The sequence below is a fragment of the Pseudomonas sp. IT-P176 genome, from assembly GCF_949767245.1.
Taxonomy (GTDB): Bacteria; Pseudomonadota; Gammaproteobacteria; order Pseudomonadales; family Pseudomonadaceae; genus Aquipseudomonas.
Genome location: NZ_CATKPN010000027.1, coordinates 11,798 through 30,040 on the forward strand (window position 1 = coordinate 11,798; position 18,243 = coordinate 30,040).

Annotated in this window: 18 protein-coding genes and 1 pseudogene; 12 read left to right on the plus strand and 7 right to left on the minus strand. The window is 59.8% G+C overall.

Annotated elements, in window-relative coordinates; genetic code table 11:
* Positions 1 to 36: 36 nt before the first annotated feature.
* Entirely contained in the window at positions 37 to 927 is an 891-nt protein-coding gene (locus tag ACM6IP_RS01750; RefSeq protein ID WP_414860814.1) for a LysR substrate-binding domain-containing protein, read from the plus strand.
* A gap of 172 nt (positions 928 to 1,099) precedes the next feature.
* Complete coding sequence (locus ACM6IP_RS01755; RefSeq protein ID WP_095171968.1) at positions 1,100 to 1,477, plus strand: c-type cytochrome; 378 nt, start codon at positions 1,100 to 1,102, stop codon at positions 1,475 to 1,477.
* A gap of 51 nt (positions 1,478 to 1,528) precedes the next feature.
* Here the strand turns inward: ACM6IP_RS01755 and ACM6IP_RS01760 are convergent, their stop codons facing one another.
* From ACM6IP_RS01760 to ACM6IP_RS01775, 4 genes are all read right to left on the minus strand, one after another.
* Positions 1,529 to 2,527, minus strand: coding sequence for an XdhC family protein (locus ACM6IP_RS01760; RefSeq protein ID WP_414860815.1), 999 nt, complete (start codon positions 2,525 to 2,527; stop codon positions 1,529 to 1,531).
* 57 nt (positions 2,528 to 2,584) lie between these two features.
* Entirely contained in the window at positions 2,585 to 4,834 is a 2,250-nt protein-coding gene (locus tag ACM6IP_RS01765; RefSeq protein ID WP_414860816.1) for a molybdopterin cofactor-binding domain-containing protein, read from the minus strand.
* Positions 4,834 to 5,289 carry a (2Fe-2S)-binding protein gene (locus tag ACM6IP_RS01770; protein ID WP_414860817.1) on the minus strand — a complete coding sequence of 152 codons (456 nt, stop codon included), beginning with the start codon at positions 5,287 to 5,289 and terminating at the stop codon, positions 4,834 to 4,836. The genes ACM6IP_RS01765 and ACM6IP_RS01770 overlap by 1 nt, the downstream gene beginning before the upstream one ends.
* A gap of 88 nt (positions 5,290 to 5,377) precedes the next feature.
* A complete protein-coding gene (locus tag ACM6IP_RS01775; RefSeq protein WP_401126897.1) occupies positions 5,378 to 6,310 on the minus strand; it encodes an AraC family transcriptional regulator N-terminal domain-containing protein in 933 nt (310 codons plus the stop codon).
* Between the two features lie 160 nt (positions 6,311 to 6,470).
* On the opposite strand from ACM6IP_RS01775, the gene ACM6IP_RS01780 reads away from it, so the two are divergent.
* From ACM6IP_RS01780 to ACM6IP_RS01795, 4 genes are all read left to right on the plus strand, one after another.
* Complete coding sequence (locus ACM6IP_RS01780) at positions 6,471 to 7,520, plus strand: NAD(P)-dependent alcohol dehydrogenase (RefSeq protein ID WP_414860818.1); 1,050 nt, start codon at positions 6,471 to 6,473, stop codon at positions 7,518 to 7,520.
* A 49-nt stretch (positions 7,521 to 7,569) separates the two neighbouring features.
* Entirely contained in the window at positions 7,570 to 8,766 is a 1,197-nt protein-coding gene (locus ACM6IP_RS01785; protein ID WP_414860819.1) for an MFS transporter, read from the plus strand.
* Between the two features lie 223 nt (positions 8,767 to 8,989).
* Positions 8,990 to 9,280 carry a hypothetical protein gene (locus ACM6IP_RS01790; protein ID WP_095171955.1) on the plus strand — a complete coding sequence of 97 codons (291 nt, stop codon included), beginning with the start codon at positions 8,990 to 8,992 and terminating at the stop codon, positions 9,278 to 9,280.
* 39 nt (positions 9,281 to 9,319) lie between these two features.
* Entirely contained in the window at positions 9,320 to 10,366 is a 1,047-nt protein-coding gene (locus ACM6IP_RS01795) for an alpha/beta hydrolase family protein (protein WP_414860820.1), read from the plus strand.
* On the opposite strand, the pseudogene ACM6IP_RS01800 reads toward ACM6IP_RS01795, so the two are convergent.
* Together ACM6IP_RS01800 and ACM6IP_RS01805 are read right to left on the minus strand one after the other, a co-directional pair.
* A pseudogene (locus tag ACM6IP_RS01800) lies at positions 10,363 to 10,927 on the minus strand (dihydrofolate reductase family protein). The gene ACM6IP_RS01795 and the pseudogene ACM6IP_RS01800 overlap by 4 nt on opposite strands.
* An 89-nt stretch (positions 10,928 to 11,016) precedes the next feature.
* On the minus strand, positions 11,017 to 11,454 hold the full coding sequence (locus ACM6IP_RS01805) for an NUDIX hydrolase (protein WP_414860821.1): 438 nt from the start codon (positions 11,452 to 11,454) through the stop codon (positions 11,017 to 11,019).
* Between the two features lie 208 nt (positions 11,455 to 11,662).
* Between ACM6IP_RS01805 and ACM6IP_RS01810 the strand changes: the two genes are divergently transcribed.
* From ACM6IP_RS01810 to ACM6IP_RS01835, 6 genes are all read left to right on the plus strand, one after another.
* Positions 11,663 to 12,532, plus strand: a complete 870-nt coding sequence (locus ACM6IP_RS01810) for an AraC family transcriptional regulator (protein WP_095171949.1) — start codon at positions 11,663 to 11,665, stop codon at positions 12,530 to 12,532.
* A 272-nt stretch (positions 12,533 to 12,804) separates the two neighbouring features.
* Complete coding sequence (locus ACM6IP_RS01815; protein ID WP_414860822.1) at positions 12,805 to 13,278, plus strand: GNAT family N-acetyltransferase; 474 nt, start codon at positions 12,805 to 12,807, stop codon at positions 13,276 to 13,278.
* Between the two features lie 280 nt (positions 13,279 to 13,558).
* The gene (locus ACM6IP_RS01820; protein WP_159996631.1) at positions 13,559 to 14,335 is read left to right on the plus strand and encodes a helix-turn-helix domain-containing protein; all 777 of its coding nucleotides are present in this window, start codon (positions 13,559 to 13,561) and stop codon (positions 14,333 to 14,335) included.
* 104 nt (positions 14,336 to 14,439) lie between these two features.
* A complete protein-coding gene (locus tag ACM6IP_RS01825) occupies positions 14,440 to 15,378 on the plus strand; it encodes a DMT family transporter (RefSeq protein WP_414860823.1) in 939 nt (312 codons plus the stop codon).
* 449 nt (positions 15,379 to 15,827) lie between these two features.
* Positions 15,828 to 16,163, plus strand: coding sequence for a hypothetical protein (locus ACM6IP_RS01830; protein ID WP_414860824.1), 336 nt, complete (start codon positions 15,828 to 15,830; stop codon positions 16,161 to 16,163).
* 100 nt (positions 16,164 to 16,263) lie between these two features.
* On the plus strand, positions 16,264 to 16,848 hold the full coding sequence (locus ACM6IP_RS01835; protein WP_414860825.1) for a hypothetical protein: 585 nt from the start codon (positions 16,264 to 16,266) through the stop codon (positions 16,846 to 16,848).
* Between the two features lie 45 nt (positions 16,849 to 16,893).
* Here the strand turns inward: ACM6IP_RS01835 and ACM6IP_RS01840 are convergent, their stop codons facing one another.
* The gene (locus ACM6IP_RS01840; RefSeq protein ID WP_414860826.1) at positions 16,894 to 18,216 is read right to left on the minus strand and encodes a PLP-dependent aminotransferase family protein; all 1,323 of its coding nucleotides are present in this window, start codon (positions 18,214 to 18,216) and stop codon (positions 16,894 to 16,896) included.
* Between the last annotated feature and the right edge of the window lie 27 nt (positions 18,217 to 18,243).

Here is an 18,243-nt window from a genome sequence, read left to right on the forward strand (position 1 = left end):
CATTTCTGCGCACTGACTTTAGGAAAACTAAACCTTATGGCCACCTCACTGCCCCTGCTCGCCCTGCGCACCTTCGTCGAGGTTGGCCAACGCGGCAGCATCAAGGCTGCCGCTCAAGCGCTGAGCGTCACCTCCGGAGCGGTCAGCCAACAGATCCGCCTGCTGGAAGATCGAATCGGCCTGGCGCTTTTCACTCGCCAGAGAAGCGGCTTGCGCCTGACCGAAGCGGGAGCCAGCGTTCACCCTTCCCTGCTCCAGGCGTTCGAGCAAATGGAGCAAGCGCTGCAGTCGCTGGAACAGATCAAGTCTCGCCAGACCCTGACGGTCAGCACGGTCGCAACGTTCGCCGCGTCGTGGCTGGTGCCGCGCCTGGGGCGTTTCAACCTGCGCCACCCGCACATTGAAGTGCGGGTCGAGGCGACCTCCGCCGTGATCGACATGCGCCGCGATCATGTGGATGTGGCCCTGCGACACGGCTTGGGGGTCTACCCCAACCTGCACGTCAGCCGCCTGATGGCGCCCGTCCTGGTGCCGGTGGCCAGCCCCGGGTTCATGGCCGACCACTCAATGCCCCAAGAGCCGCAGGAGTGCCTCGACTTTCCACTGCTGCACGACTCTGACCGGGCAGACTGGCCCCTGTGGTTGACCGCACACGGCGTGGCGAAAGACCCGCGCGCAGAACGCGGGACGGCGTTTGAAGATGACTTTCTGCTGATCCGTGCAGCGGAGGCCGGCCAGGGGCTGGCCCTGGTGCCCGTGGAATACGCCAGAGACGAAATCGCCGCCGGCCGCCTCGTGCAAGTCATGGATAAACCTTGGCCGGCACGCTTTGCCTACTATGTCGTGACGCAACCGGAGGCGATGCAGCGCGATGAGGTCAAGGCGTTCGTTGCGTGGGTCATGGAAGAAGCCCAGGGCATGAATTAGATGCACCCCTGCGGCTAATGCTGATCAGTTAAGCGACGCCGTCCATTGTGGGAGCGGGCTCGCCCGCGATGGCGGTGTGTGGGCAGCGCAAATGGTTGTGTGTGCCGACACGCGGGCTGATATCTTTGCCGCGCGCCGAAACGCGGCCACTCCATCAAGGAAGATGAAAACCATGAAAGTATTATTGATCGCTTCGCTAGGACTTTTCTCGCTGACGCAGACCGCACTGTCCTTCGCCGATAATGCCAACGGCAAGAATCTTTTTACCCAGAGATGCTCCATGTGTCATGGAGCGGATATCAAGGGAACCGGACCTCTGGCCAACAAAAGCAACCCGCCGACACCGGACCTGACCACAGCCACTTTCAAGAAACGCTTGAGTGATTATCCGGGCGTTATTGTCTCCTCGATTATCCTGCGCCCCAATGGCGACCTGATTCCCCGGACCTTGCGCGAGAATGGCGTAAAGGTGGCGCCGCACGCGTGGAGCGTTAACGATTTTCGCGATTTGAATCAGTACATGAGTGCTGTGATTGCAAAAACCCGATGATTACGAGATGAGCGCTGGGCACGGCAATCCAAGCGAACGACTGAGCACTCCTTAGTGCGCTTTGGACCTGGCAATTGACAACTCCCTCGGCAGGCTGGCCCCATTCTTGGCGGCAAGGATCTCGGCCATCACGCTGACGGCGATTTCCGCGGGCGTCTTGCTGCCGATGTAGATGCCGATCGGTCCGTGCAGACGCTCAAGCGACGCTTGGGTCTCAGCAAAATGCTCGATCAGGCGCTCGCGGCGCAGCTGGCTGTTGCGCCGCGAACCAATGGCACCGATGTAGAACGCCGGTCCGTGAAGGGCTTCGAGCAATGCGAGATCGTCGAGTTTGGGATCATGACTCAAGGCGACGATGCAGGTTCGCAGATCGACCGCGAAGTCACGAACCACGTCATCGGGCATGCCGACAATGCACTCCACGCCGGCCACCGCCCACGTCTCGATGTACTCGGGACGTGGATCGCAAACCGCCACTTTGAATCCGTTGAACAACGCCATGATGGCCAGGTACTCGGCCAGCGCGCCGGCTCCGATCATCAGCATCCGATACCCCGGTCCCAGGGTATTGAGCATCTGCTGGCCGTCGAAGCTGAATTGCTCCGGGGTCTCCGTGGGTTCGAGGGTGACCTGCCAGGGTTGCAGTACCAGGCGGCGGCGCACCAGTCGCCCGGCGTCCATTTCGGCCAGCAGTTCATCGAGCGACCGCCAGGACGGGCTGAACTCCAGAATCAGCTCAAGCGTACCGCCACAGGGCAAGCCGAAACGGTGCGCTTCATCGGCGCTGACGCCATAGCGCACCACCTCGGGTGCGCCGTCCTTCAGGCCACTCCCGCCATGGGCTGTGGTGTAGCGATGGATCAGGTCATCCTCAATGCAGCCACCGGACACGCTGCCCACCACCCGACCGTCGTTACGCAAAGCCATCATCGACCCTACCGGGCGCGGTGAAGAACCCCATGTGCGCGCGACAGTGGCGAGCAGCACGCGCTCGCCGGCGGCGAGCCAGTCCCGCGCGGTGCGCAGGACCAGCAAGTCGATGCTTTCCATCTGGCTCTCCTCTAGCGTATGTGGTGTACCAGGCACGGCCAGCCATCCAGGCGCAGATCAGGTGAAGGTGTGCCGGCTCATGGGCAGGCTACGAACCCGCTGGCCAGTCAGCGTAGCCACCGCATTGGCGACAGCGGGCGCGACGGCGGGCAGCGGCGGTTCGCCGATGCCACCCATTTTTTCCCCGCTCTCGACAACCCGCACATGTACCCGGGCCATCCGCGCAGGCGCCAGGATCGGGTACAAGTCAAAGTTGCGAGCCCGGGGTTTGCCATCCACCCACACCGACTCCTCCACCAGCGTTTGAGACAGCCCCAGCGCCACGGCGCCATTGACCTGGGCTTCGACGATAGCCGGGTTGACGATGCTGCCGGGGTCAATCGCCTGCCAGATATCGTGCACCTTGACCTGCCCGTTCTCGATGGACACCTCGGCGATCACGGCAGTCTGCGTACCGAACGGCGAAGCCATCGCTATGCCGCGCGCACGCTTGCTACCGTCCTCGGCGGTAAACGGCCCGCGCTTCCAACCGCCCGACAGTTCACTCACAGCCTGCAGCAGCGTGGTCAGGCGCTGGTTGCCACGAAGCAGGTGCAGGCGCAGTTCGAACGGATCCTTGCCGCCCTTGTCAGCCAGTTCGTCAAGAAACGATTCGTAGAAGAAGTCGTTGAGGGAATTGCCCACCGAACGCCAGTAGCCCAGCATGGCCGGGCCTTTGACGTAGATCTGCGCGATTCGCTTGTTCGGGATCGCGTAGGACTTGCCTGACAACCCTTCGAGCGCCGTAGGGTCGAGCTTGTCACCCTGCTTGCCCGCGATGGCCTCGCTAGGACCTTCAGTGGCACTGATCGCTTCGATCGCCAGCGGCCAGCCATCGTTATCCAGCGCGGCGCGAAAATTGACCGCGGCAACGGGACGGAGCACGTCACGCAGGAACTCTTCCTCTCGACTCCAGATCAGTTTGACCGGGCGGCCAACCGCCTTGGACAACTCGATCGCCTGGGGATAGGGACTGGCTGAGTCGTAGAGGAAATGCCGACCGAAGAAGCCACCCAGCAGTGGCGAATGCAAGGTGATGCGAGACGGATCCAGCCCCGTGCGCTTGGCTATGTCTGCAAGAAACATGTCCGGCGCCTGATTAGGTAGCCAGACCTCCAGCGATCCGTCCGGATTGAACCTGCCCAGCGCAGAAGGCGGTTCCAACTGCCCGTGGTTCAGGTACTGGTTGTGGTAGGTGGCGTCGACCCGGGTCTTGGCGTCAGCAAGAATCGAAGCAACGTCCCCTTTGTGTTCGTCATCCCTGGCCAGCCCCTTTGCGTTAGCGAGTCGCTTGAGCCAGTCGTCGCTGGAAAAGTCTGCGGGCATCGGTCGCACTTTGCTGTCGAGCGCTGGCTCCTGCCAGTCGACCTGAATCGCCTCCACCGCACGTTTGGCGTGCCACCAGCGCTCGGCCAGCACTGCCACGGCACCCGGCAGACGATGCACGGAATGCACGCCTTTCATGGCCTTGACCTGGTCTTCGTTACGCAGGTTGCCCACCGTCATACCCAAGCGCGGGGCATGCTGAACGGCGGCATGCAGCATGCCATCGACCTTCAGATCGATGCTGTAGAGCGCCTTGCCGGTGGACTTGTCGTAGGCATCGATGCGCTTTACCGGCTTGCCGATCCAGCGAAACTGGCTCGGATCACGCAGTTGCACGCTGGCAGGATCGGGAACTGGCAGGTCCATCGCACGCTCGGCCAACTCACCGTACGCCAACGAGCGGCCCGACGCGGCATGCACCACCTTGCCAGGTTCGGTGGTCAATTCGCCCACCGGCACCCCAAGCTTCTCCGCGCCCGCTTGCAACAGCATGGCGCGGGCAAGTGCGCCGAGGCGGCGCATGACCGGGTAACTCATGCGCACCGACATGCTGCCGCCGGTGACACGCATGCCATTCTCCATCACCACAAAAGCCTCGCCGGGCGGCGCGGCTTCGACCAGGAAGGTCGCCGGGTCGGCGTCCAGTTCTTCACCGACGATCTGCGCCATCGCGGTGAACGTACCCTGCCCTCCCTCCATGAAAGGGCACAGCAGCCGTATGCGGTTGTCCGGGCGGATCTCCAGAAATGCCGGAACCTGGGTGCCGCGCCCGGCAGTCGTGGCTGCCGCAGCTTGCACCCGGGTCGCACCGAGCGGCAGGCCGAAACCGAGGACCAGTGCGCCGACGGCGGTACCGGTCAAAAAACGTCTGCGCGACACATTGATCGGATCGTGCAGAGCGAATGCCGATGCCTCAAGGGACGGATCGATACGCACGTTCATCACACTCTCCCCTTGGCAGCAAGCTCATGCATCGCGGCATGAATGGCGTTGTACGTGCCGCAGCGGCACAGATTGACCATCGCGGCCTCGATCTGCACGTCACTCGGCTTGGGGTTTTGTTTGAGCAGCGCGGTGGCTGCCATAACCTGCCCGGACTGACAGTAGCCGCACTGGGCGACCTGAAGATCGACCCAGGTCGCGACAACCCGCTTCCCAACTTCATCGGCCTCGATGGCCTCGATGGTGGTGATCTCCCGGCCAACCACACCGGCCACCGGCATGATGCACGAGCGCACCACATTGCCGTCCACCAGCACCGAGCAGGCGCCGCATTGCGCCAGCCCGCAGCCGTACTTGGTACCGGTCATGCCCAGGTCATCACGGATCACCCACAGCAAGGGCGTATCGGCGTCGGCATCGACCTGATAGGTCTTCTGGTTGATTCGTAGTTCCATGGTTCACCCGCTTGATCATCGGTTGACGAGCATTGTTTTAAGCGGTGAAACGCTGCGAGGCGTACCACCGGTAAAGCTGTTCTTTCGCTCAACTTGCCGCGTTACCGAGCCCTTCGGCCTCGAATGACTGCCCACGCAGCAGCGCCATGTCACGACTGGGTGCGGTGCCGAACAGGCGGCCATATTCGCGGCTGAACTGTGAGGGGCTTTCATACCCGACGGCGAACGCCGCCCGTGAGACGTCCAGGCGCTCCGTCAACATCAGCCGACGGGCCTCGTTCAGGCGCAGCCACTTCTGGTATTGCAGCGGGCTCATGCCGGTGAGCTGGCGGAAATGATGGTGGAAGGTGGGTGCGCTCATCTGCACCCGCGCCGCCAGTTCGTCAATGCGCAGCGCAGCCGTGTAGTTGAGCTTGAGCCAGTCGATGGCTTTGGCGATGCGATAACCCTGGCCATCGACGGCGGTTATCTGCCGCAGCCGTGCCCCTTGATCGGTACTCAGCAGCCGATAGTGGATTTCCCGCAGAATCAGCGGCGCCAGCACCGGGATCGCCTCCGGTTCATCGAGTAATGCCAGCAGGCGATCGAGCGCGCCTTCCAGGGCGAACGACATGCTGCCAATGCCAGCGCCTGAACCCATGACTGGAATTCGCTTGGCAGGCAAGCCGACCTTGGCGATGACCTCGGCAAGCATGCTGACATCCAGTTTCAGCACCAGGCCGACACAGGGTTGTTGGGGACTGGCGAGAATCACTTCGGAGTTGGCTGGTAGATCCAGTGACGTGACCAGGAACCGCGAATGGTTGTAGCTGTAACCCTCACCACCAACCCACAACCGCTTCGCACCACGGCCCACCAGTATCAGGCTCGGCTCAATCATGCACACGGCGGGGGGCGCCGGCTGGTCGCGACGAAACAGCGACAGGCCGGGTATGGATGTGGCGAAGTCACCCGCCTCGCTCACGCGCGGGTCAATGTTCAACGCCAAGGGTGACTCATGGCGCAGGGGGTTGGGATTCATGTCAGGTCGCTCCTGTTGACTGAACTCTAGTGCGCCCACGCTGCGTTTCCTATCCACCGCCCTGCATCGCCATAGGATTAGGCAAGCATTCAAGCGGAATGCACTAGGGCAGAGGCAAATCGACCGGGAGAATGTGTCGAACTGTTACAGGAGAGCCACAATGGAAGTCTTCGCTTATGGCGCCCATGCGGGCGACAAACCGCTTGAACCCTTGCGCATCACTCGTCGTGATCCCGGCCCGGAAGATGTGCAGATCGAGATCGCCTATTGCGGCATCTGCCACTCGGACCTGCACCAGGTGCGCGCCGAATGGCAAGGTACACAATTTCCGTGCGTGCCCGGTCACGAGATCGTCGGCCGTGTCACAGCCGTAGGCCTGAAGGTCGCCGGGTTCGCACCGGGTGATCTGGTCGGAGTCGGCTGCATCGTCGACAGCTGCAAGCATTGCCAAGAGTGTGCCGAAGGCCTTGAGAACTACTGCGACAGCATGATCGGCACCTACAACTTTCCAACGCAGGACGCACCAGGCTGGACGCTCGGTGGCTACTCGCAAGCGATCGTTGTCCATCAGCGCTACGCACTGCGCATTCGCCACCCCGAAGCACAGCTGGCGGCCGTTGCGCCGCTACTGTGCGCGGGCATTACCACCTGGTCGCCGCTGCGTCACTGGAACGCCGGCCCCGGGAAAAAAATCGGCGTGGTGGGCATCGGTGGCCTGGGTCACATGGGCATCAAACTGGCCCATGCACTGGGCGCGCATGTGGTGGCTTTCACCACGTCCGAATCCAAGCGTGAAGCCGCCAAAAGCCTGGGCGCCGATGAGGTGGTGGTCTCAAGCGATGCGCAGCAAATGGCCGCGCACCTGAAGAGCTTCGACCTGATCATCAACACCGTCGCCGCCCCCCACGATCTGGATGCCTTGCTGGTACTGCTCAAGCGCGACGGCGCGATGACACTGGTGGGCGCGCCCGCCTCGCCGCATCCAGCGCCCAACGTGTTCAACCTGATCATGAAACGTCGAACCCTGGCGGGATCGATGATCGGCGGCATCGCGCAAACCCAGGAGATGCTCGATTTCTGCGCCGAGCACGGCATCGTTTCGGACATCGAGCTGATACGTGCCGAGCACATCAATGAGGCTTACGAGCGGATGCTCCAGGGTGACGTCAAATATCGTTTTGTGATCGACACCGCAACGCTGGCGGGGTGAACAACGGCGCACGCAAACCATCACGCTTTTCGCAAGACAGGTAGTTCCCATGACTGTTCGCGCTACAGAAAAACGCGGCTGGAGCGCCGTGCTGGCCATGTCGTTGGCCGCATTCGCTTTGGTTGCTTCAGAATTCATGCCCGTCAGCCTGCTAACCCCCATTGCGGCGGAGCTGAACATCACGCAAGGCCAGGCAGGCCAGGGTATTTCCGTGTCCGGTGCATTCGCATTAGTCACCAGCCTGGTCATTGCAACAATTGCCGCTCGCGTCGAGCGCAAGAGGCTGCTGCTGTGCCTGATCTTGCTGATGATCGTCTCAGGTACGGTCGTCGCCCTCGCGCCAGGCTACCCCTCCTTCATGCTGGGGCGTGCCTTGATCGGTATCGCTATTGGCGGCTTCTGGTCATTATCAGCGGCGACCGCCATGCGCTTGGTGCCGCCTGATCAAGTTTCCCGGGCGCTGGCCATGGTCAATGGCGGTAACGCTCTGGCTACGGTCATCGCAGCCCCGGCGGGGAGCTTCCTTGGCTCGCTGATAGGATGGCGCGGGGCGTTCTTGTGTGTGGTTCCGGTCGCAGCGATTGCGGCCATATGGCTGCTGATCAGTCTCCCGACCTTCAAGGTCGAGCGTAACGCAAGCAGCGGCAATGCCCTGCGGCTGATGAAGCAGTTGCCAGTCGCATTGGGCATGGTCGCCGTCAGCGTATTTTTCATGGGACAGTTCATGCTGTTCACTTACCTGCGGCCCTTTCTTGAGGTCGTCACCGGTGTCAGCGTTTCAACCTTGTCTTTGATGCTGTTGGGCCTGGGACTGGCCGGCTTTATCGGGACCTTTGTGATCGAGAGATTCATGGGCAATGGCCTCTACCGCACACTGACCGTGATACCTCTGATAATGGCTGTTATAGCGCTGGCTCTGGTGGCCTTCGGTGCATCGCCGTTACTGACTGCCGTGTTGCTCGGACTCTGGGGCCTGGTGGCGACTGCCGCTCCCGTTGGCTGGTGGACATGGCTGGCGCAAACGCTTCCTGATGATGCTGAAGCCGGTGGCGGCTTGCTCGTGGCCATTGTCCAGCTGGCTATCGCAGGAGGTGCAATCATCGGCGGCCTGGTATTTGACCTGAGCGGCTATAGAGCCACCTTCGAGCTGAGCGCGACTGTGCTGGTCATCGCGTCTGTTCTCGCTTGGCTAGCGGGTCGCAGTGCCACTGAAGTTCATCTCGCCGAGTCGAACGCGACAGCCTGACGAGATCAGGACCTGCCCAGCGAGCTACGTGACTCTGGGCAGATCGGTCGCTTCGCCGAAGACTGCACAGTGCACCCGCAGGTATTGAGCTGCGGGGACAATAAATCTGTCCCCTTTCCCTACTTTCTCTGGCGAGCCACTTTCAAGGCGCCTGCTATAGTCAGCCGGGTCGGTTCAAGGCTATAGCTGCAGGTAAAAAAACAAACTACTCAGGAGTTTGATTATGCGAATTCTATCGGCCACTGCGTGCATATTCCTGTTATCCCTGGCATTGCCAACGCTGTCCTTTGCCGGTTCGGACTGTGACGATGCGGGCAGTGCAAGTGACGTCAGAAACTGTTTAAAAAACAACAACGAGCAAAAAGGTAAAGGCAATTGCAATGACAATGGCAATTGCGCCAAGGCCAAGGACAAAGCCAAAAACAACGATTACGATGACGATCACTCGGTCAGTTGCATGAAGATCAACAACCTGACCTTGCGCCGTGAGTGCCTTGACCGGCGTAGAGATTGAATGAACTGATGTGATAGCGGGATCAAGGAAGAAACCACATTGAAAATAGCTTTTGGCACCCTGCTGTTGACCGGGCTGACGACTATCGCACTCGCTGACGAAAGCGCTGTCGGCTTCCAATCTTCCACGCTGGTGGACGCGCACAATGACCGCGCACTGCAGATGGTGGTCTGGTACCCCAGTGCAACCACCACCGCCACACAACTGATCGGCGATGATGCGGTGTTTGCCGGGGCGGCTGCGGTTCGTGACGCACCGCCCGCGGCTGGCAAGCATCCGTTGCTGGTGCTCTCGCACGGGTACAGAGGTAACTGGAGCAACCAGATCTGGCTCGCCAGTGCGCTGGCGCACAGGGGTTACATCGTCGCCGCCATCAATCACCCGGGTTCCACCACCCATGACCGCAGCCCTCACGCAGCGGCGCAGTTATGGCAGCGCCCGGTTGATGTAAGCCGAGCCATTGATAGTGTGACCACTCAACCTGAAAGGTTCGGCGCGGTGGCCAAAGACCGAATTGCCGTGGCTGGCCATTCACTCGGCGGCTGGACCGCCCTGGAGATCGCCGGCGCGCGATTCGACCCAGACCGCTTCGCCCAAGACTGCAAGGCACACCCGCAGTTAACCAGTTGCAGCGTCTATGCACGGATGAACCCGGCAAGCACCTCACAATCAAAAGCCGCATTGACCGCCGATTTGCGCGATCAACGTGTCACTGCCGTGGTCACACTAGACGTGGGGCTTTCACGGGGCATGACCGATGCGAGCCTGGCGGCGCTGCCAATACCCGCGCTGGTAATCGCTGCCGGCGCCCCATCGCGTGATCTTCCTGCGCAGTTGGAGTCTGCCCACCTGGCCAAACGTCTGCCGGCGGCTTCAAGTCGTTACGTCGAAATCAGCGACGCGAGCCACTTCACTTTCTTGTCGGTGTGCAAACCGGGGGCGCAGGCACTGCTCGAAGAGGAAGTACCAGGCGATGGCATCATTTGCCAGGATGGCGACAGCGCTCGTGCGCGTGGGGTGATTCAACAGCAGGTGACTTCGCTGATCGCGGAGTTTCTTGAGTCATCTGCCGCCAGGCAACCCTAACCTTGTGCAATATCAACCGGTGCGAGCACTTGATAACGACTCTGGACAAATCCGTTATCCGATACTGATGAGGCAATCAGGCGTAAGCCCAGCTCATCAGCAAACTGGCTGAACAGTGGAATGCCTTTGCCCAACAACACTGGAATGCGCGTGATGACAATCTCGTTGATCAATCCCGCAGCAAGGAAAGCCTGGATGGTCTGCCCCATCTATGTAGAGATGCTTGAGACCTCGCGCCGCCAGCTGCTCGACGATGTGTACCGGGTCGCCGGCCAGCACATCGACCTTGCCCCTCAGCTCTTGTGGCAGCGCCACCTCCCCATGCGAGAGCACTACGACTGGCGTGTTGTCGTAGGGCCATTGAGGAAAGGACAGCACCTTGTCCAGGGTCTTGCGTCCCATGACGATGGCATCAACCGTGGTCATGAATTCGTCGTAACTGAGCCCCTTCAAAGCCGCGCACTCGTACTCGGGCCGATGAAGCCACTCGATATCGCCATCAATCCTGGCAATGAAGCCGTCAACGCTGGCCGCGATGAACACCGAGCATTTTCTATCCATAGTCTGGGAACCTCCTGTTTGGGCGGTGTTTATAGCATGAGCTGACGCCCGAGATTCAGGGGGGAAAAGATGATCACGCTGTAGTTACATCAACGCCGCTTGTCCACCCAGTGCCCCCGCGCCTGCAAGACCTCGCACAAGAAGTCCAGCGCTCGACGAAAAACAGGATGGCAATCGTCATAAGGTAGGTGGTCGAGCGAAGCCCAGAAAAACTCGAAGCGGTGACCATGGTCATCGAGCGTCTGGTGTGACCATTGCTCAGGTAAGGGTCCACCCGCCTGGCAAAGGTGAAACGACCAGATCTGGCCGTGATGAGCGGAGTCCCAGCAGCCTAGATCGTCGACGATTTCGGCGGTGCTTAAACCCGACTCTTCCGCCAATTCACGCAGGGCAGCTCGAGCCGGTATTTCGCCCTGTTCAATGGTTCCCTTCACCAGTTGGACCCCCGCTTGAGGATGCCGGAACAACAGGATTCTGGGTGGCGACGTAGAAGAAAGTACGACTGGGCAGGCCTTGTCAGGACGCATGGCGATTTCCGTATCGGTAATGAGGGCCCGCCATCATACGCGTTCAGCTAATGCGTCAGGGCTGTGGCTGGGTCCTGACTGGCATCGTGAGCTGCAGCCAAGTGATCACATTGGCCAAATCAAAACGGGCCTTGAGCAAACGCGGCTAGGCGCGTGCACGGCGCTATAGTCGACTCTATTGACGACCGTACTTCCAGGAGCTTTTCCAGTGTCTGACATGCCGAGCAATCTCGCTTACACAAAACGCTTCAACGCCGTGCTCGCCTACATTGATGCCAATCTCGAAGGCGACCTGTCGGTGAAGACGTTGAGCCGTGTGGCGAACTTTTCGGCATTTCACTTCCATCGACAATTCACCGCGTTCGTTGGAGTGCCCGTCTCACGCTATGTGCAACTGATGCGACTACGCCGCGCGGCACATCGCCTGGCGGCCCTCGCTGATCACTCGGTACTGGACGCGGCACTCGATGCCGGTTTTGAAAGTCCCGAGGCATTTAGCAGGGCGTTCAGGCGGGCGATCGGGATGACGCCGAGCGCGTTCAGGAAGGAACCGAACTGGCAGGTCTGGAATGCGGTGTTCGCAATCCCTCACTTTTCAAGGACAGTCATCATGCAAGTACGAATCGTAGATTTCCCCGAGGTCAAGGTCGCCGCGCTTGAGCACTGCGGGCCAGCCGGGCTCGTCAGTGAAAGCGTGAACAGGTTCATCGAGTGGCGTATGCACAGTGGACAGTCGCCGGTGGCCTCGTGTCGCACCTTTGGCATTCCCTATAGCAACCCCGATACGACACCTGCACAGGAATTTCGCTTCGCAATCTGCGGCGAGATTCACCAAGCGGTGGCGCCCAATGAGTTCGGCGTGCACGAGATCGTCATCCCCGCCGGCCGTTGCGTCGTGGTACGGCACACGGGGTCACCGGATCACATCGGTGAAACGATCTATCCGATCTACCGCGACTGGCTGCCAACCAGTGGCGAGGAACTTCGTGACCAGCCGCTGTTCTTCCATTACCTGAGTGCCTATCCCGAGACCCCGCGGGATCAATGGCAAACCGATGTGTATGTCCCGCTGCAATAGCGCAGCAAATAGCGTTCGAGCCTGAGCTGACGCTGACGAGTGTCTGTTCAGGCTCGATTTCAACCGGTTGAGACACGGCAAAAAGGGGATTTATTTGCCTGAGCATGCCAGCTTTCAGGAGCCAAATAAATCTGCCCCCTTTTTGCTTCTACCCGCAGCAATCGACCATACGTAGTCAACCTGCTTTACCCATGGAAATTGAGGCCGTTCATTCCCGCTTTTTAGCAGGTATGACAGACTCTTCGTTTTTGCGGGCGCCTTAAGAGAAAACCATGGAAATTCGACAGTTCAGAGTCGGGGATGAGATTGCGTTGTTCCAGGTCTTTTACTCTGCCATTCATGACATCGCGTCACGCGATTACACTGTCGATCAAATCGAGGCTTGGGCTCCTGCTGATCTTGATCAGGCGCTATGGGCGGAGCACCTCCGAAATCTCCGCCCGTTCGTCGCCGAGGCAGACGGGAAAATAGTGGGCTATGCCGACATTCAACCGAACGGTTACATCGACCATTTTTTTGTGTCGGGTACTCATCCTCGGCAAGGAATAGGCACTTTACTCATGAACCGAATCCATGAAGAAGCCAAGTTTCTCGGCATTGAAGAACTCACTTCAGATGTCAGCATGACGGCTGAACCGTTCTTTGAATTGCACGGTTTTCATGTGGTGCGGCGAGGATTTCCGATCCGTCGAGGTGTAACGCTTCAGAATGCATTGATGCAGAAAAACCTAAAATGCGGCACATGAGTGCCCGGGACAGACCAGTGATCACTTCGGGTCGTTTTCAGCCGGTCGCGACAGGCAGAAATCGGCCCATAGCTGTCGGTGGTGACAGGCAGAAAACGGTCAAGAGCGGTCGTTTGGAGAGGCTAATGGGTGTCCCCTTTTCCAGTCAATCAAGCCGGAAAAACGACCGGGCAGTCATTGAAAACCGATGCCCCGTCGCATCTCTCCTGAGCGCTCGCGGGAGTGGCACCGGGTTCTCTGACTCAGGCATGATGTGAACCTGAGCTAACGGAGAGGCGCTATGGGCAGTCACGACAACCCAGCGGTTTCACTGGCCTTTCGTTCGTATTCGGGCCAAGTCGAACTGCACGATCACGACTTTCATCAGCTCGTGCTGCCGCAGTCCGGCTCCATGGACATCGAAGTCGACGGTCGGGGCGGCAAGGTCGACTGGAGTCAGGGCGTGGTAATTCCTGCCGGTGCTCGCCATGCGTTTCTGGCGCAAAAGACCAATACCTTTCTGGTGCTCGACGTGCCGGCGACGACCTTCGGCGGGCCCAAGAATGTCGACCTGTCGATCAGACTCCTGGCCGACAAACGCTTTTTCCCGGTACGCCCGGAAATCCGCCATTTACTCGATTACGCGAGCCGCAGCGCGCCCCTGCTGACCAGTTCACCTCAGGTTGCGGAGTCCTGGAGTACTTTGCTGCTGTCTTCGCTGACGCTACCGCCCGGAATCATCCCTGAACATGGTCAGTTCACCCTGGCACGGGCTCTCGCTTACATCGAAAGCCATCTGGACAGCCGGCTCAGCGCCATGGAGATTGCACGGGTGGCAGGTACCAGCGAGCGGCGACTCTACGTGCTGTTCGCTCGGCATTTGAAGAGCACGCCTTTTGCGCATATCGCCACCTTGCGCCTCAACTGTGCCATCGACTTGCTGTGTGAAACCGCGCTGTCGATCACCGAGATCGCCCACCGCGTCGGTTATGCCGATCAAAGCGCACTCACCCACGCCCTTAAAAAGAACCGCGACCTGACCCCGGCCGCGGTGCGCCGAAGTTCGCGGGTAAGGTGAATCCGGCAGGCCTGAACAAATCTTCAGCAGTGCTCATCAATACCCGCCCGGCCGGACCTTTCTATCATTGCCCCACTGACAAGGATAAATCAGACGGGGCGTAGATGACCGAAGCGACGCACACTGCCAAAACACAGGTGTCTGTCAGAGCCGCAGCCTCGGCCACCGCCATCGGCGTGATCGCGGTGTTGCTGTGGTCATGCCTGGCGTTGCTGACCAGCCTCACCGAAGGCATTCCACCCTTCCAACTGCTGACCCTGAGTTTTGCCGTCGCGTTTGTGGCGAGCCTGTGCATCCTCGGCCGCAACGGCATGGCGGGGTTTCGCAGTTGGCGTCAGCCCTGGTCGGTATGGGCGGTCGGTTTTCTCGGGATATTCGCCTACCACGCGCTGTATTTTTTCGCCCTCAAGGCTGCCCCGGCTACCGAGGCGAGCCTGATCGCCTACCTGTGGCCATTGTTGATTGTGCTGCTCTCGGCCTTCAGCGCGGGGGAACGGCTGCGCAAACGCCAATTGCTCGGCGCGTTGCTGGGGTTGGCCGGTACGGCGTTCATCATGCAACAGCGCGCCTCGGGTGAAGCCGCCGCCATGCCGGTAGCCGGCTACCTGGCCGCCTTCGCCTGCGCGCTGGTCTGGTCGTCCTATTCGGTGATCAACCGCCGCTTCAGCGACGTGCCAAGCAGCATCATTGGTGGTATCTGTGGCCTCGTCGCAGTGGCCGGCCTGGTCTGCCATCTGGCGTTTGAAACCGCGGTCATTCCAAGCACCGGGCAATGGGCGGCCATCGTCGGCCTTGGCCTGGGGCCGGTGGGCCTGGCGTTTTTCGCCTGGGACCACGCCACCAAGCACGGCAGCCTGGCGATGCTCGGCGCTCTCTCCTATCTGGCCCCTCTGATCTCGACCCTGCTGCTGGTGGCCATAGGGCAAAGCCATGCCAGCCCGATCCTGATTATTCCCGCACTGCTGATTATCGTCGGCGCCGTTATCGCCACCTCGCGAACAGGCCAGCCCAACGCCGATATCACTGTTGTAAAGGAGCTGTGAGATGGACCTGATTGCCTCTGAAGGCGCCATAAGAATTCAACGCGACCTGCCACGGTTCAGCGTGGCGCCCACTCGATAACTGTCCCATCATGCTGTGTGATCCCGCGCCGGCCAATGAAGCAATTTTGCCGCAGGCCAGAAAGGGGAGCTACTTTTTCAACAGAATCGGCCGTTCTCTACCTGTCACCACCGACAGCTTTGGCTCGATTTCCGCCAGTTGCGCCCAGCAGAAAACGGCCAACAGCGGACTCTCACAATCGACTTTTCCATGCCCACTGCGAGCAATTGAAGCGGGTCTGCCAGTACGCCCCCCATAAAACCTCTTGGTGGAACACACAGCCCCGCCCCTCCTCCCCCCCTCAGGCCCAATGATAGAATTCTCTTTTGAAAAAGGAGTTTCATCTGTGGACGCTGGAAAAAAGAGTTGCCCTTACTGCGCGGAAGCCATCATGACTGAAGCCATTTTGTGCAAACACTGCCGATCCGACCTAAGGCAGAAAATACAAATCCCGCCTTGGGGGCCGCTATCATCAGTAACGAGAATGGGCCCGGCCAGCAAGGTCCTCGTCGGCAGCGTTATCGCCATCGCCTTGTATTTGTCTTTCGGTTTTTTTGTCAGTAACAGCTCGCAGGACAAGGAAATAATCCAGGCCCGAGAGGCCAGCGAACTATGCCGTCAGCAAGTAGACAGCTACTCTGGCCCGGAAGTCGGCAAAACCATTATTGAAGAAACCTGTCGAAAGCTTGAAGACGAATTGCGCAAGGGTTTTGGCCACGCACCATAGGCGAGGCCGATTACGAAGCCCGCCATTGAGCGGCCCCACAATCATCATCGACGCAAGTCCGCAACCAGATGGTTTTCCGCAACTAACCACAAGGACTGACATGGGTTTTTTAGATCGCTTGTTTGGTGGACGATTTACCATGCCACCACCTGAGGAAACCAACCTCAGCGCTTCCGCCATCATGAAAGAACTGCGACCCGAGCGAAGCGATCCCTCCCAGAAAAAAGCACTTGAGGCTTTTGCCCAAGCGCTGGTCGCTGTCGTTCCGGAAAAAGAAGGTGCCAGGCTGGTCAGGCGCGTTATGCGTCGATACGCGATGGGAGATGACGCACCGAGTGCCCTGGCGGAAGGGTTTCTGAATGACCCAAAGGGACAAAAGCTTGAAACCCTGGTGCTCCTTAGCGTGGAGTGGCAGGGTTATGACGTGTTTGAGTATCAAGCTCCCTATTTGGTCAGTGCCAGTGGTTTGAAAGAACCCTACGCTTATGTGAGGGGAGACGCGGCCTCGATGCCAGAAGTGCTCGACAAGCTTGATCAGTGGCTAGCTCGGTTCGGCAAACGTTATCTTCACCTGGACTGCACAGGTGACAATTACGAAGGTGTGATTGTTGGCTCTGATCGGCTGGAAGAAGTTATCGAGCTGGCTGGACGAGCTGGAATCAAAGCCAGTCTTGAGAGCTTCTAGCGCTGCAATCGAGAGCCCGGCGCAGGTCAGTCGCGAGAACTCAAACTAATAGCCGCAGGCAACTCTGACTTTTTCCAGGGCGAGTTCAAGCGTTGCAACAGGCACCGATCCCAGCGCCACGCGCAGCGCATTAGGCGCATGGGAGGCCGCAGAAAACGGCTCTGCTGTCGTCACCAGGATGTTGTCGCGGCGCAATGCAGCAGCAATGCTCTCGGCCCGCATGTCTTCGGGCAACGGCAGCCACAGGAAGTAGGCGTTTGGATGGGCGAGCAGGTTGATGCCGGCGAAAATGCGGCGGGCCAGTCGTTGCCTATGCGCGGCGTCTTTGCGCTTCAATTGTTCCAGGTCATCCACCACACCTTCTTCGATCCAGCGACACGCCAGTTCGACGGTGAGCGATGGCGAACTCCAGGTGGAAGCTCGCACGGCTTGCTCGAGCGCTGGGATCAGCGATACAGGCGCTGCGATGAAGCCGATACGCAAGCCCGAGGCGACGCTTTTGGAAAGGCCGGAAACGTAGATCGTGCGATTCGGTGCGAGCATGAACAACGGCTTCGGCGCCGGCTCGGCTAGAAACGCATAGGCGCCGTCCTCGATCAAAGCAAAATCGTGTTCCTCGGCCAGCGCGACCAAGCGCTTGCGGTCGGTGGCCGGCATGATCGATCCCAGCGGATTGTGCAGGGTCGGCATCGCATAAAACGCACGTACCGGACGCCGCTTGCAACTTGCCGCGAGCGCGTCGAGATTGGTCTTGCCATCAGCCAAGGGTATCGGCAGGAGTTCAATGCGATGGGCGACGGCCAGCGCTTTGATGCCCGGGTAGGTGAGCGCGTCGACCGCGAGTACATCGCCCGGCTTGAGTAGCGCCATCATCGCGAGCGCCAGCCCTTGCTGCGCGCCATTGACGATCAACACTTGTGATCCGGGGACGCGTATCCCTCGATTGCGCAGGTGTTTCGCCGCGATTTCTCGTTCATGCGCACGCCCGCCATGGGGGGCGTTGCGCAACAAGGCGTCCAGATCGCCCGACAATGCGAGGCTGCGCAGTGCCTGCCTCAGCAACTCGGCTTGTCCGGGAACCGCTGGACTATTGAAGGCCAGGTCAATTATTCCAGCTTCGGATGCCGGTTGCAGACCAAGGTCGCGTGGCACAGAGGTGTCGCGCACGAAGGTGCCACGGCCCATTTCACCCACCACCAGGCCCATCGATTCCAACGTGCGGTAAACCCGCGCGGCTGTCGCAAGCGCAATCCCATGTTCGCCCATCAAGCTGCGTACCGTCGGCAGTTGGGTTCCAGGGCGCAAACGTCCGCTGCGAATATTTTCTGCTAGCTGGTCAGCAATGGTTTTGTAGCGTGGCATCGTCATTCAATGTACCTAGAACAATTCTTTGTG

Coding starts and splice junctions, on each gene's coding strand:
- ACM6IP_RS01815 (WP_414860822.1), top strand. CDS start 12,805: ATGGAAATTCGACAGTTCAGAGTCGGGGATGAGATTGCGTTGTTCCAG.
- ACM6IP_RS01835 (WP_414860825.1), top strand. CDS start 16,264: ATGGGTTTTTTAGATCGCTTGTTTGGTGGACGATTTACCATGCCACCA.
- ACM6IP_RS01770 (WP_414860817.1), bottom strand. CDS start 5,289: ATGGAACTACGAATCAACCAGAAGACCTATCAGGTCGATGCCGACGCC.
- ACM6IP_RS01780 (WP_414860818.1), top strand. CDS start 6,471: ATGGAAGTCTTCGCTTATGGCGCCCATGCGGGCGACAAACCGCTTGAA.
- ACM6IP_RS01820 (WP_159996631.1), top strand. CDS start 13,559: ATGGGCAGTCACGACAACCCAGCGGTTTCACTGGCCTTTCGTTCGTAT.
- ACM6IP_RS01790 (WP_095171955.1), top strand. CDS start 8,990: ATGCGAATTCTATCGGCCACTGCGTGCATATTCCTGTTATCCCTGGCA.
- ACM6IP_RS01830 (WP_414860824.1), top strand. CDS start 15,828: ATGACTGAAGCCATTTTGTGCAAACACTGCCGATCCGACCTAAGGCAG.
- ACM6IP_RS01750 (WP_414860814.1), top strand. CDS start 37: ATGGCCACCTCACTGCCCCTGCTCGCCCTGCGCACCTTCGTCGAGGTT.
- ACM6IP_RS01840 (WP_414860826.1), bottom strand. CDS start 18,216: ATGACGATGCCACGCTACAAAACCATTGCTGACCAGCTAGCAGAAAAT.
- ACM6IP_RS01760 (WP_414860815.1), bottom strand. CDS start 2,527: ATGGAAAGCATCGACTTGCTGGTCCTGCGCACCGCGCGGGACTGGCTC.
- ACM6IP_RS01755 (WP_095171968.1), top strand. CDS start 1,100: ATGAAAGTATTATTGATCGCTTCGCTAGGACTTTTCTCGCTGACGCAG.
- ACM6IP_RS01775 (WP_401126897.1), bottom strand. CDS start 6,310: ATGAATCCCAACCCCCTGCGCCATGAGTCACCCTTGGCGTTGAACATT.
- ACM6IP_RS01805 (WP_414860821.1), bottom strand. CDS start 11,454: ATGCGTCCTGACAAGGCCTGCCCAGTCGTACTTTCTTCTACGTCGCCA.
- ACM6IP_RS01765 (WP_414860816.1), bottom strand. CDS start 4,834: ATGAACGTGCGTATCGATCCGTCCCTTGAGGCATCGGCATTCGCTCTG.
- ACM6IP_RS01825 (WP_414860823.1), top strand. CDS start 14,440: ATGACCGAAGCGACGCACACTGCCAAAACACAGGTGTCTGTCAGAGCC.
- ACM6IP_RS01785 (WP_414860819.1), top strand. CDS start 7,570: ATGACTGTTCGCGCTACAGAAAAACGCGGCTGGAGCGCCGTGCTGGCC.